Below are 12,511 nucleotides of genomic sequence, written 5' to 3'. Positions count from 1 at the left end.
GCCGCGGTCACCGGGGCTTCGTGCCCAGCATGTCGTGCTCGTACTGCTGCATCGAGTCGATCGAGTCCAGCATTCGCACCAGCAGACGGTTGAGCTGGGCGACCTCGTCGGCGTCCAGCGACTCGTGCAGGATCTCCTGGCGCCTGAGCGCGATCGGCATGAGCTCGTCGTGGAGGATGTTTCCCTCGGGTGTGAGGTACAGGTAGCGCGAGCCCCGCGGACCGCCGAGCTGCTCGATGAATCCGCGCGAGAGCAGCGCGTTGACGCTCTTGGACGCGATCGACTTGTTGATCCCCAGCACCTCGCACAGCTCGGCGGCCGTCGACCCCGGGTGATTGCCGAGCGCGCTGACGATCCGCCACTCGTTGGTGCCGATCCCGTGCAGATGGTAGAAGACGCGTGAGCCCCCCCAAACCAGCAGATTGCTCAGCAGGGCGAGGAGTGCGGGCGTGTAGGTGTCGCGGTCGATCGTGTACGGCAGGGGCTCGACGACGAGTCCCATCGCCGCGGCGCGTTCGTCGATCTCCTTCGCGCGCTTGGTCATCGGTGACGATTCCTTCCCCGTCGGGGCTCCGGCGTCTCCGAATCATATCTGCGCGAAGAAGTGTTTGCAATTGAACTGGTTCATATATAACCTGTCATCGATCTCATCTCGCAGCAGCGAGTGCCGGAACAATGGAGTCTCAGTGATCAACGCCGTGACAGCCGACCCCGTCGTCAGCGACCTCGATCCCTTCTCGTTCGCCAGTCTGGGTGCGCCGCAAGACACCGACGAGCGCATCCGCGAGTCGGGCGAGGTGATCCGCCTCGACAAGTACGACGTCTGGTTCACCGGGCGCTACGAGCTGTGCGAGCAGATCTTCCGCGATTACGAGACCTTCGAGTCGTCGGCCGGCACCGGCATCACCAACACGAAGAAGACCGAGAACTGGCGCAAGCCGAGCGTGATCCTCGAGAACGACCCGCCGTCCCACACGAAATACCGACGCATCATGACCTCGATCCTCAGCCAGCGCGTCGTGCGACGGCTGACGGACGGATTCCAGGCGCAGGCCGACGCACTCGTGGACAGCGTCATCGGCAAGGGCGATTTCGACGCGGCCAAAGAGCTCGCAGAGCCCTACCCGCTGCAGGTGCTGCCCGACGCCGTGGGCCTGCAGCCGGACGGGCGGCAGCACCTCCTTCCTTACTCGAACCTCAACTTCCAGGCGATGGGCCCGCGAAACGAGCTGTACACCGCGGCCGCGGAGGCGGCCGAGGAGGCGGCCGCGTTCGTGAACTGGCAGATGCGTCGCGAGGCGCTCGCGCCGGGCGGGCTCGGCCACACGATCTACGGCTACGTCGACGAGGGCGAGATCACCGAAGAGGACGCCGGCATGCTCGTGCGCACGTTCCTTTCTGCGGGAGTGGACACGACGATCTTCGGCATCCAGTTCACCATCAAGGCCCTCGCCGAGAACCCGCAGGCATGGACGGCTCTTCGGGCCGACCCCTCGCTGGCGCGCAAGGCCTTCGAAGAGGGGCTGCGCTGGAACGCGCCGAGCCCATATATCGGGCGCACGACAGCGCGCGAGACGGTCCTCGGCGGCACCCGCATCGGTCAGGGCGAGAAGGTCATCATGGCGCTCGCCGCCGCCAACCGCGATCCGCGGCACTGGGAGCGTCCCGATGTCTACGACCTCGACCGGGACCCCTCCGGGCACCTGGCATTCGGCACGGGCATTCACGGATGCGTCGGCCAGATGATGGCGCGCATGGAGGCCACCTGCCTCCTGAGCGCCCTCGCGCGGCGCGTCGAAACCATCGAACTCGTCGCGGAGCCCGAGCCGTTCTACTCGAACTGGCTGCGCGGCTTCGAATCCCTGCCCGTCCGCGTGACGGCGGCCTGATTGCCGCAGCGGTCGCGGCAACCTCGCGACCGCCGCACCTCGCGCCCGACATCACCACCCTTTCTGCACCACTCAATGAGGAGACAATCCATGAAACGATCACTGAATGCGCTCGCGGGACTCGCGATCGCGGCACTCGCTCTCACCGCCTGCAGCTCGGGCGACCCCGGATCGCCGTCGGCGAGCCCGGATGCCGAAGAAGTGCGGACGGTCAACATCGGGGCGGTTCCGGTCGTCGACGTCGCCGCCTTGTACATCGGCCAGAACGAGGGGTACTTCGCAGAAGAGGGCCTCGAGCTCAACATCGAGTTCGGGCAGGGCTCCGCCGCGATGATCCCCGCCCTCATGAACGGCCAGTACGACATCCAGTACGGCGGTTCGGTAAACCTGCTGCAGGCAGTCGGGTCGGGCCTGCCGCTCGTCGCGATCGCTGCGGGCGGTCGCACCACCGGCGTCGAGGGCGAGGACCACGGCGGCGTCGTGGTGGCCTCCGGCAGCGACATCCAGTCCGCGAAGGACCTCGAGGGCAAGGCGGTCGCCGTCAACGCACTCAGGGGACTTCACGAGGTGTTCCTGTGGCGCGCCATCAAGAACGACGGCGGCGACCCGACGAAGGTCAACTTCGTCGAGCTCGGGTTCGCCGACATGGGCCCGGCGCTCGCGGCGGGCCAGATCGACGCGGCATCGACCGCCGAGCCGTTCCTCGGCATCCTCCTCTCCGAGGGCAACCGACTCGTCTCCAGCCTCTACGTCGAGGCCGATCCCGACCTCGTCACGGCCATGTACTTCGTCACCGACGAGACCGTCGCGAAGGACCGCGACCTCATCGAGCGTTTCAACCGCGCGCTGGAGAAGTCCTTCGCGTACGCCGACGGCCACCCCGACGCCGTGCGGGCCGAGCTGACGAACTTCACGAAGATCGACCCCGCTGTCATCGACACGATGGTGCTCACGAACTTCTCGTGGGGGCTCAACTACGACGACCTGCTGCTGATCGCGGATCTCGCCGCGGATGCGGGCACGCTCGAAGACCCCGAGGCCGCCGCCGAGAAGACCGGCGCGTTCGTCCTCGCCGAGTGATCACGAGCGGCCTCCTCGCATGAAGAAGATCATCAACGCCCCCGGCGACGTCATCGAGGATTACATCTCGGGACTCGTCGGAGCGTCCCCGCACCTAGCCCGCGTGGCAGGCTGGCCCGTCGTGGTCCGCACGCCGTCCGACCGCAAGGATGACGAGCGGGTCGCGCTGGTCAGCGGAGGCGGCTCGGGTCACGAACCCGCCCACGCCGGCTACGTGGGGCGAGGGATGCTGGATGCCGCCGTGCTGGGCCCCGTCTTCACGTCGCCGTCGGTCGACGCCGTCTACGCCGCGATCCGCGCGGTGGCGACGCGCGCGGGCGTGCTGCTCATCGTGAAGAACTACACGGGAGACCGCCTGAACTTCGGCCTCGCGGCCGAGCTCGCGCGCGCCGACGGCATCCGAGTGGAGATGGTCGTCGTCGCCGACGACGCGGCGCTCGGGGACGCTTCGCGCGCGGGCCGGCGGGGGCTGACCGCCACGGTCCTCGTCCACAAGCTCGCCGGCGCCGCCGCCGAACGCGGATGGGATCTCTCGCGCATCGTGGCGGCCGCCGGCGGGTTCGTCGCCGGCGCCGCCACGATGGGCGTCTCGCTCGGGCCGTGCTTCGTACCCGGCGCGGCCGCGCCGAACTTCACGCTCGGCGCCGACGAGATCGAGTGGGGCCTGGGCATCCACGGCGAGGCGGGGGCTGAATGCGGCCCGATAGTGCCGAGCGCGGCGATCGCCGCGCGGCTCGTCGACACGGTCGTGGGCGACAGTCGCTTCGATCCGGGCACGGAGGTCGTCGCGCTCGTCAACGCCCTGGGCGGCACGCCCGACCTCGATCTGCGCATCCTCCAGGGCGACATCCTGCGCGAGCTCGCGGCGCGCGACCTCTCGGTGCGGATGACCTGGGCGGGGCCCTTCCTCACTTCGCTCGAGATGCCCGGCGCTTCGCTGACCGTCGCCCAGGTCGGTGCAGAGGAGCTCGCGCTGCTCGCCGACGAAGTGAACGTGCTCGCCTTCCCTCGCGTTTCACAGGTGCTCGATCCCGCCCGCCCGCTGACGGTGCCGGGGCCGCCGGCCTTCGAGGTGCCTCTGCCGGCATCGGGGGGCGGGTCGCCCGATCCCGTCGTGGCGCGCACCGGCGACGTCGTCGAGGGGATCGCGCGTGCGCTCATCGCGGCCGAACCACACCTCACCGAGCTCGACCGCACCGTCGGTGACGGCGATCTGGGGGTCAACCTCGCCCGCGCCGCCGAGACGTTCCTCGCGACGGGCGACGCCTTGCGCGCCCATCACGGCGTCGAGCGTTACCTCGCCGCCGTGTCGGACCTGCTCCGGCACGTGGTCGGGGGAACGTCCGGGCCCCTCTACAGCCTGCTCGTGCTCACCATCGCCGAGGAGCTGCGGGGGCGCCCGGTGCCCACCCCCGCGGACTGGATCCGCGCGCTCGCGGCAGGGGTGGCCCGGATCAGGGAGGTCGGCGGGGCGGCGCCCGGAGACAGCACGATGATCGACGCGCTGCAGCCGGCCGTGGACGTGCTCCAGTCGCAGCACCGGGCGTCCGGCATCCTCTCGCTCGCCGTCGCCGCGGCCCGCGCAGGTGCCGACTCGACCGCGTCGCTCACCCCGTCGCTCGGCCGTAGCAGCTACGTCGGCGAACGCGCCGTCGGGGTGCCCGATCCCGGGGCGGTGGCGGTCGCCATCCAGTTCGAGGCCGCGCAGGCGGTCCTGAGAGGAGGAAGGAGCTGATGGCAGCACCCGCCACCTCGCCGACGACGACGATCCGCCTGCGGCACCACGCCAAGCGCGCGACGAACCTCGAGCCGCTCTGCTGGGGACTCGCCGGCATCGCCACGCTCGCGGTGCTGCTGCAGTTCCTGCCGTCGTCCGGCGCGGTCGACCCGGCCTACTTCCCACCGCTGACGGAGGTGCTCGGCGCTCTGGGCGAGCTCGCACGGACCTCGGCGTTCTGGCAGGCGCTGGGAGCGACGCTGCTCGGATGGAGCGTCGGCCTGTCGATCGCGATCGTCGCCGGCGTCGGCCTCGGCGTCATCGTCGCGAGCATGCCGACGGTCGACCGCCTGCTGACCTCGACGATCGAGTTCCTGCGCCCCATCCCGTCGGTCGCGCTCGTCCCGATCGCGGCTCTGCTGTTCGGCACCACGATGCAGGCGACGCTCCTGCTCGTCGTGTTCGCGAGCCTGTGGCCCGTGCTCCTTCAGGTCATCTACGGCGTACGCGATGTCGATCGCGTCGCACTCGACACCGCGCGCACCTACCGCTTCGGCACGTTTCGCACGGTGCGCGAGGTGGTGTGGCCGAGCATGATGCCCTATCTCATCGTCGGTGTGCGGCTCGCCGCGGCCGTGGCTCTCATCCTCGAGATCACCGGCGAGCTTGTCATCGGCTCCCCGGGACTGGGCAAGCTCATCGCGCTCGCGCAGTCCTCGGCGGCCGTGCCCATGATGTACGCGCTCGTGCTCGTGACGGCGGTCCTGGGTGTCGTCGTCAACGTCGGCACACGGCTTCTCGAAGGACGCCTGCTTTTCTGGCACGCCTCGGTGCGGTCGGAGGTGCGCTGACATGAAAGCCCTCCGCTGGACCGCCGTGACCTTCGCCGTCCCCGTCGTGCTGCTGTGCCTGTGGCAGCTGTACGCCGAGATCAGCCAGAACTTCTACTTCCCGTCTCCGTTGTCGATCGCCGGAGTGATCCCGCAGACGTGGCTGGAGGGCCGTCTGACCGACGACGTGCTGCCGAGTCTGACCCGCCTCGTGATCGGCTACGTCTGCGCGCTCGTGATTGGCATCGCGCTCGGCATCTTCGTCGGGACGTTCCGCCGTCTCCGGCTGTTCGCCGAACCGGTCTTCGAGCTGTTCCGTGCCATCCCGCCGCCGGTGCTGGTGCCGATCATCATGCTCTTCACCGGGTTCGGCACGGGCATGCAGATCACCGTCATCGCCTTCGGGAGCGTGTGGCCCATCCTCATCAACTCGATCGAGGGCGTCCGTGGCATCGACCTGACGCAGGTCGACACGGCGAAGTCGTATCGGATCGGTGGGCTGCGGCGCCTGCTCACCGTGACGATCCCGTCCGCCGGACCCAAGGTGTTCGTCGGCGCACGCCAGGCGCTGTCGATCGCGATCATCATGATGGTGATCAGCGAGATGTTCGCCTCGAGCAACGGTATCGGCTTCAACATCATCCAGTTCCAGCGACTCTTCCAGATCAAGGAGATGTGGAGCGGGATCATCCTGCTCGGCATCGTCGGAGTCGTCGCGAACATCGTCTTCAAGCTCGTTGAGCGTCGCATGCTCCGCTGGTACGTCGGCATGCAGACGCTGGAAAGGTGATCCGCCATGTCGACTCCCCCCTCCGGGCAGATGCTCGAGGTGCAGCATCTGCGCAAGGTCTACGGCTCGGGGCCGACGGCCATCGAAGCCATCGGCGACCTCGACTTCGCGATCGGCAGGAACGAGCTCGTCTGCATCGTCGGGCCCTCCGGCGCCGGCAAGACGACGTTCCTGCGTTGCGTGTCGGGGCTACTGTCTCCGACATCCGGTCAGGTGCTGCTCGAGGGCTCCAAGGTGTTGGGCCCTCCCGAGGGCATGGCCGTCGTGCTGCAGGACTACAGCCGCAGCCTGTACCCATGGCTGAGCGTGCACGACAACGTCGAACTGCCCCTCAGAGCCAAGGGCACTTCGCGCTCCGCGCGCACCAGACTCGTCGCCGAGGCACTGGAAGCGGTCGGTCTTGCCCACGCGCACAAGAAGTACCCCTGGCAGCTCTCGGGCGGCATGCAGCAGCGTGTCGCGATCGCCCGAGCGATCGCGTATCAGCCGCACATCCTCGTGATGGACGAGCCGTTCGCTGCCGTCGACGCGCAGACACGCGCGGATCTCGAGGACCTCGTCCGTCGGCTCTGGCAGCAGCTGGGCGTGACCGTCCTGTTCGTGACGCACGACATCGACGAGTCGGTGTACCTGGGGCAGCGCGTCCTGGTCCTCTCGCACGCTCCGACCTTCGTGCTCGAAGACGTCACGATCGACCTCCCGGCCGAGCGCGACCAGCTCACGACACGAGCGCTTCCGGAGTTTGCGGCGCTGCGCACGCGGGTCTACGCGCTGATCCAGCAGGCCAAGCACACGAGCTACCGCGCTTCCGCGGCGGTGCCGCCGTCGGCGTCGTGAGGTGCCGAGGATGCTGACTCTCCAGGTCACCGCGCACATGGACGAGGCCCGTGGAGTAGCCGGGCTCGTACTCGCGGACCCGCATGGGCTCGATCTTCCCGAGTGGGTGCCCGGCGCGCACATCGACGTGCATATCGACCGCCCCGGCGCACCGCCCCTCGTGCGGCAGTACTCCCTATGCGGCGACCCGGGCGATCGGACGGTCTACCGCATCGCGGTTCTGCGCGAGGACGCGGGCGAAGGCGGCAGCATCCATGTGCATGACCACGTGCGTCAGGGCCAGCTCGTGCGCGTGTCCGAGCCGCGCGACCGCTTCGGGTTCGCTCCTCGGGAGCGGATGGTCTTCGTCGCCGGCGGAATCGGGATCACCCCGATCCTGCCGATGCTGCGCGCCGCCGAGGCCGCGGGATCGGAGTGGACGCTGCACTACGCAGGCCGCGAGCCCTCGACCATGGCCTTCGGTGCCGACCTGGAGATCTACGGCGATCGCGTGCGCATCTATGTGAGCTCCGAGGGACAGCGCATGGGATTGACCGACGTGCTCGCGCGGGCGCGCGCCTGCGACGCCGTCGTGTACGCGTGCGGCCCGGCGCGACTCCTCGACGCGCTCGAGAACGAAGCGGACGCAGCCGGCGTCGAAGTTCACCTCGAGCGCTTCGTCAACTCGAGCGAGCTGACCGTCCAGACCGACCACGCGTTCGAGGTCGAGCTGTCGCTCACTGGGAAGACCTTCACCGTGCAGCCGGGCGAGACGATTCTCGACAAAGTCGTCGAAGCGGGCGTGCCCGCTCCCTCGTCGTGCCGTGGCGGGACGTGCGGGACGTGCGAGACCTTCATCGTCGAGGGCGCGGCGGATCACCGGGACGCCGTGCTCAACGCCCGGGAGCGTGCGGAGAACGAAGTCATGATGATCTGCGTCTCGCGCTGCACTGGAAAGCGCCTTGTGCTCGAGCTCTGAGAGGCGACAGGCGCATCGCGTACGAGACGACCGCGGGTTCGCCGTCGAGGTCGCCCGCTGGCTACGGGCCGCCGGCGACCGCACTGCCGAGGCGAGCGAGCGGCTGCGGCGCGGGCGCAGCTGGGTCGATCAAACTCTCGACGAGCCGGTCGCACCCGAAACGTCGCGCCCGTGGTGGGGGCGGCATCCGGGTCATCGGTCTGCGTACCGGGCGCGGAGGTCGGCCTTGCGCACCTTGCCGGACGCGGTGCGGGGCAGCTCGTCGACGATGACGACATGCTTGGGTATCTTGTAGCGCGCGATGCGGCCGTCCAAGTGCGCTCGCACCGCGGCGGTGTCGACGGATGCTCCCTGCCGCACGGTGACCACGGCCCACGGCACCTCGCCCCACCGCTCGTCGGGCATGCCGATCACGGCGACGCCGGTGACGCCTTCGAGGTCGCTCACCAGGTTCTCCACCTCGGCGGGGTAGATGTTCTCGCCGCCCGAGATGATCATGTCCTTCAGCCGATCCGCGACATAGAGATAGCCGTCGGCGTCCAGATAGCCGAGGTCGCCCGATCGGAACCAGCCGTCCGGGGTGAACGCTGCGGCCGTCGCCTCGGGGTTCCCTTGGTAGCCGGCGAACACGTTCGGGCCAGAGATCTCGATCTCGCCCACCGTGCCACGCGGCACCATCTCACCGTGCTCGTCCGCGATCCGGACTTCGGTGAAGAAGTGGGGGAGTCCGACGCTGCCCTGCTTCGCGCGGGTCATGGCGGGCGAGAGCGATGTCGCCCCCGGCGATGTCTCGGTCATGCCGTAGCCCTGCGAGAACGACAGGCCACGCTCCTCGTACGCGTTGAGGATGCGCGTGGGCACGGCCGAACCGCCGCACGTGAGCTTCGCCAGGCTCGACAGGTCGGTGGTCGCCCAGGCCGGATGATCGGCCATGAGCTGGTACGTCGTCGGCACGCCCGAGAGCATCGTGACACGATGGCGCTGGATCTGCTCGAGCGCGCGGCCCGCGTCGAAGCCCTTCTCGAGCACGATCGTGGCGCCCTTGAGGATCACCGGCAGCGCGCCCATCCCCAGCGAGGCGACGTGGAACAGCGGCGAGATCATCAGCGCGATGTCGGTCGACACCACGTCGTAGTCGACGATGCAGTTGAGTGACACCCACGTAAGGTTGCCGTGCGTCAGCACCGCTCCCTTGGCCTTGCCGGTGGTCCCGGAGGTGTAGATGATCGCGGCAGGGTCGTCCAGCGCGACCTCTGCGCGGGGGTACCCGGCGGGCGCGGTGCGCATCAGCGCGGCCAGGCCTGGGTGCTCTGGTGAACCCTCTCCGGTCGCGATGCGGTCGGGGAGGTCGCCCTGCACGAGCGCGGCCTCGAGTCGCTCGGCGAACTCCCGGTCATGCACGAGAATGCGCGCTCCCGAATCGGTCAGCACGTGCGCTACCTCGGGCGGTGCGAGCCGGGTGTTGACGGGCACGACGACGGCGCCCAGCTGTACCGCGCCGAACAGCACCTGCAGGAACTGCGGGCTGTTCTCGCCGAGATACGCGACCGCGTCTCCCTTGCGGATGCCGCGCTGCCACAGCAGCGCCGACACGTCGTCGGCGGCATCCGCCAGCTGACGGTACGTGATCGACTCGCCGTCGAAGACGAGCGCGGTCTTGTCGGGTGTCTTGAGACGGCGCTTGGCCATCCACGATCCGAGTCCGTGGTTGTGCATCGTTGCCTGTCCTCTGCGTTGAGGTGCGGTGACTGGGTGAGGCGCCGTTCCCGAGCCCTTCGAAGGCTGGTGCCGTCGGGTCAGGCGTAGAAGCGGTAGAGCCCTCGGGCGACGACAGCGGGCTTGTCGGCGCCCTCGATCTCGATCGTCTGATCGACGGCGAACTGGTAGCCGCCGCGTACCTCGGTGACCTCGGAGATGATCGCCCCGCCGCGCACGCGCGCGCCGACCTTCACCGGCGAGACGAACCGCACCTTGTCGAGGCCGTAGTTCACGCGCGTCGAGACGCCGGTGACGTCGAACAGCTCCGACCAGAACTTCACGGTCAGCGAGAGGCTCAGGAAGCCGTGGGCGATGGGTCCGCCGAAGGGGCCGGATGCCGCCCGCTCGGGGTCGACGTGGATCCACTGGTGGTCGTCGGTGGCGTCGGCGAACAGGTTCACGCGGTCCTGCGTGACCTCGAGCCACTCGGTCCAGCCGAGGTCGGTGCCGGCGAGTCCGGCGACGTCGGTGTAGTCGACGGTGGTGGTCATGGGTGCTCTCCTTGGCTGGGGACGGGGATCAGGTGAAGGCGGAGGCGCCGGTGAGGGCGCGGCCGACGATGAGGGCGTTGATCTCGTGCGTGCCCTCGTACGAGTACACCGCCTCCGCGTCGGCGAAGAAGCGGGCGACGTCGTGCTCGAGCAGGATGCCGTTGCCGCCCAGTACCTCCCGGCCGAGCGCCACGGTCTCGCGCGCCAGGCGCGCGGTCTGCATCTTGGCGAGGGCGGAGTTCTCGTCGGCGTACTCGCCGCCGAGACGTGGCGACGCGTCTGCGGCGAGGGCGGTCGAACCGTCCTGCCGCGCCGACAGCTGCACGACGAGCGCCAGCGAGGCGACGGTGTTGCCGAGCATGCGGGCGAGCTTCTCCTGCACGAGCTGGAAGCCGCCGAGGGGCCGGTCGAACTGGCGCCGTTCGCGCACGTACCGGACCGCCGCGTCGAGTGCGCCGGCCTGCAGGCCCGCGGCGATCCAGGCGACGTCCGATCGCATCGCGCGCAGGATGCGGGCGACATCGCGCCAGCCGTTCACGTTCTGCAGGCGGGATGCCTCGGCCACGCGCACGTCGCGAAGGGTGATGAGCGCGTTCGGCATCGGGCGCAGCGAGACCTTGCCGCCGATCGCGTCGACGCTCACGCCGTCGGCATCCGTCGGCACGAGGAACGCCTTGACCTCGTGGTCGTCCTGATCGCGCGCGAAGACGACGAGCACATCGGATGCCGCGGCCCCGCCGATCCACTTCTTGCGGCCGTCGATCACCCACTGGTCGCCCTCGCGCCGCGCGGTGGTCGCGAGACCGCCGGCGATGTCGGAGCCGTGCTCGGGCTCGGTGAGCGCGAAGACGCCCTTCAGCTCGAAGCTGCGCACGCGCGGATCGAGCTCGGCGGCCTGCGCGGGCGATCCGCCCAGCGCGACGGCGGTGCGGAACAGCCCCGACTGCGCGTTGTACAGCGTGGCCACCGACACGTCGGTGCGTGCGAGCACGTAGTTGCGCAAGCCCGAGAACATGCTCGAACCCGCCTCCGCGGCATCCACCCCCGCCGGCGCCATGAGGTCGAGCGGGATGAGCGCGTCGAGCACCTCGGGCGGCATCGTCGCCGTCTCCCACGCCTCGGCGAGAAGGGGACGGATGGTGCGCTCCAGCGTCCGCTGCAAGCCCTCGAGCGCAGCGCGCGCGGCGGGACTCAGGTGGGCGTCCGCGATCGCGTACGGGTCGAACCCGAACGTCGCATCCGCCTCGAGCGCCGGCACGTCAGCCCCCGAGCCCCAGCAGACGCGCCGCATTGAGCTTGAGGATGCCGGGCATCGCCTCGGGCTTGAACGAGCCGGCGGTCTCGGCATCCGTCATCCAGCGGTCGGGCGTGAGAAGCGGGAAGTCGGAGCCGAAGAGCACCCGCGACTTCAGGTAGGAGTTCGCGGCGCGCGCGAGCGATTCGGGGAAGTACTTGGGGCTCCAGCCCGACAGGTCGATCCACGTGTTGTGCTTGTGCGTCGCGACGGCCAGCGCTTCGTCCTGCCACGGCACGGACGGGTGGGCCATGATGATCTGCAGCTCGGGGAAGCGTGCGGCCACGGGGTCGAGGAGGATCGGGTTGGACAGTCCCAGCAGCAGGCCGCGACCCCCGGGAAGGCCCGCGCCGATCCCGGTCTGGCCGGTGTGGAACAGCGCGACCACACCGGCGTCCTGCAGCAGCTCGTAGAGCGGGAAGTGCGCCTCGTCGGACGGGTCGAACCCCTGCACGGTGGGGTGGAACTTGAAGCCGCGCACGCCGTGCTCGGCGATCAGCGTGCGGGCGAGCTCGAGGGCCTCGGCGCCGCGGTTCGGGTCCACCGAGCCGAAGGGGATGAGCACGTCGTTGTTGCACGCGGCGCCCTCGGCGATCTCGGCGCTCGAGATCGCCGGGTGACCCAGGCGGGTGTGCGCGTCGACGGTGAACACCACGGCGGCCATGCGGCGCTCGCGGTAGTAGTCGGCGATCGAGTCGAGGTCGGGCCGCGGGCTGTCGGCGCTGAAGTACCGCGACGCGGCCTCGACGAGGTCCTGCGGCAGCGACGCGTGACCATGGCCGTCGACCTCGATGTGCACGTGCACGTCGATCGCGCTGATGGCGTCGAGGTCGATCGCCGGTTCGTAGCGGGTCATCGGCTACCTAT

12 protein-coding genes are annotated in these 12,511 nt (G+C 69.3%); 7 read left to right on the top strand and 5 right to left on the bottom strand.

Features of this window, described 5'->3' with window-relative positions; all coding sequences use genetic code 11:
* Positions 1-7 precede the first annotated feature (7 nt).
* Positions 8-544, bottom strand: a complete 537-nt coding sequence (locus tag IM778_RS16020) for a MarR family winged helix-turn-helix transcriptional regulator (protein ID WP_194409805.1) — start codon at positions 542-544, stop codon at positions 8-10.
* Positions 545-698: 154 nt separating this feature from the next.
* Here IM778_RS16020 and IM778_RS16015 point away from each other — a divergent pair, with 154 nt between their 5' ends.
* The 7 genes from IM778_RS16015 to IM778_RS15985 all read left to right on the top strand — a co-directional run bounded on the left by IM778_RS16015 (position 699) and on the right by IM778_RS15985 (position 8,101).
* Positions 699-1,889 carry a cytochrome P450 gene (locus IM778_RS16015; protein WP_228484608.1) on the top strand — a complete coding sequence of 397 codons (1,191 nt, stop codon included), beginning with the start codon at positions 699-701 and terminating at the stop codon, positions 1,887-1,889.
* 90 nt (positions 1,890-1,979) lie between these two features.
* Complete coding sequence (locus tag IM778_RS16010; RefSeq protein ID WP_194409803.1) at positions 1,980-2,969, top strand: ABC transporter substrate-binding protein; 990 nt, start codon at positions 1,980-1,982, stop codon at positions 2,967-2,969.
* 19 nt (positions 2,970-2,988) lie between these two features.
* Entirely contained in the window at positions 2,989-4,704 is a 1,716-nt protein-coding gene (locus IM778_RS16005; RefSeq protein WP_194409802.1) for a dihydroxyacetone kinase family protein, read from the top strand.
* Positions 4,704-5,537, top strand: coding sequence for an ABC transporter permease (locus tag IM778_RS16000; RefSeq protein WP_194409801.1), 834 nt, complete (start codon positions 4,704-4,706; stop codon positions 5,535-5,537). Before IM778_RS16005 ends, IM778_RS16000 begins: the two co-directional genes overlap by 1 nt.
* A gap of 1 nt (position 5,538) precedes the next feature.
* A complete protein-coding gene (locus IM778_RS15995; RefSeq protein WP_194409800.1) occupies positions 5,539-6,306 on the top strand; it encodes an ABC transporter permease in 768 nt (255 codons plus the stop codon).
* Positions 6,307-6,312: 6 nt separating this feature from the next.
* On the top strand, positions 6,313-7,143 hold the full coding sequence (locus tag IM778_RS15990; RefSeq protein WP_194409799.1) for an ABC transporter ATP-binding protein: 831 nt from the start codon (positions 6,313-6,315) through the stop codon (positions 7,141-7,143).
* Between the two features lie 10 nt (positions 7,144-7,153).
* Entirely contained in the window at positions 7,154-8,101 is a 948-nt protein-coding gene (locus tag IM778_RS15985; protein ID WP_194409798.1) for a PDR/VanB family oxidoreductase, read from the top strand.
* Positions 8,102-8,293: 192 nt separating this feature from the next.
* Here IM778_RS15985 and menE read toward each other — a convergent pair whose 3' ends face one another.
* From menE to IM778_RS15965, 4 genes are all read right to left on the bottom strand, one after another.
* A complete protein-coding gene (gene menE / locus IM778_RS15980; RefSeq protein ID WP_194409797.1) occupies positions 8,294-9,817 on the bottom strand; it encodes an o-succinylbenzoate--CoA ligase in 1,524 nt (507 codons plus the stop codon).
* 80 nt (positions 9,818-9,897) lie between these two features.
* Positions 9,898-10,350, bottom strand: a complete 453-nt coding sequence (locus IM778_RS15975; protein ID WP_194409796.1) for a MaoC family dehydratase — start codon at positions 10,348-10,350, stop codon at positions 9,898-9,900.
* Between the two features lie 28 nt (positions 10,351-10,378).
* Positions 10,379-11,641, bottom strand: coding sequence for an acyl-CoA dehydrogenase family protein (locus IM778_RS15970; RefSeq protein ID WP_194409795.1), 1,263 nt, complete (start codon positions 11,639-11,641; stop codon positions 10,379-10,381).
* The gene (locus tag IM778_RS15965; RefSeq protein ID WP_194409794.1) at positions 11,610-12,500 is read right to left on the bottom strand and encodes an amidohydrolase family protein; all 891 of its coding nucleotides are present in this window, start codon (positions 12,498-12,500) and stop codon (positions 11,610-11,612) included. The genes IM778_RS15970 and IM778_RS15965 overlap by 32 nt, the downstream gene beginning before the upstream one ends.
* Positions 12,501-12,511: the final 11 nt, after the last annotated feature.

It is taken from the genome of Microbacterium cremeum (assembly GCF_015277855.1).
GTDB classification, from domain to species: Bacteria; Actinomycetota; Actinomycetes; order Actinomycetales; family Microbacteriaceae; genus Microbacterium; species Microbacterium cremeum.
This window is presented reverse-complemented; position numbering and strand designations above follow the sequence as displayed.

Coding starts and splice junctions, on each gene's coding strand:
- IM778_RS16020 (WP_194409805.1), bottom strand. CDS start 544: ATGACCAAGCGCGCGAAGGAGATCGACGAACGCGCCGCGGCGATGGGA.
- IM778_RS16010 (WP_194409803.1), top strand. CDS start 1,980: ATGAAACGATCACTGAATGCGCTCGCGGGACTCGCGATCGCGGCACTC.
- IM778_RS16005 (WP_194409802.1), top strand. CDS start 2,989: ATGAAGAAGATCATCAACGCCCCCGGCGACGTCATCGAGGATTACATC.
- IM778_RS16000 (WP_194409801.1), top strand. CDS start 4,704: ATGGCAGCACCCGCCACCTCGCCGACGACGACGATCCGCCTGCGGCAC.
- IM778_RS15995 (WP_194409800.1), top strand. CDS start 5,539: ATGAAAGCCCTCCGCTGGACCGCCGTGACCTTCGCCGTCCCCGTCGTG.
- IM778_RS15990 (WP_194409799.1), top strand. CDS start 6,313: ATGTCGACTCCCCCCTCCGGGCAGATGCTCGAGGTGCAGCATCTGCGC.
- IM778_RS15985 (WP_194409798.1), top strand. CDS start 7,154: ATGCTGACTCTCCAGGTCACCGCGCACATGGACGAGGCCCGTGGAGTA.
- menE (WP_194409797.1), bottom strand. CDS start 9,817: ATGCACAACCACGGACTCGGATCGTGGATGGCCAAGCGCCGTCTCAAG.
- IM778_RS15975 (WP_194409796.1), bottom strand. CDS start 10,350: ATGACCACCACCGTCGACTACACCGACGTCGCCGGACTCGCCGGCACC.
- IM778_RS15970 (WP_194409795.1), bottom strand. CDS start 11,641: ATGCGGCGCGTCTGCTGGGGCTCGGGGGCTGACGTGCCGGCGCTCGAG.
- IM778_RS15965 (WP_194409794.1), bottom strand. CDS start 12,500: ATGACCCGCTACGAACCGGCGATCGACCTCGACGCCATCAGCGCGATC.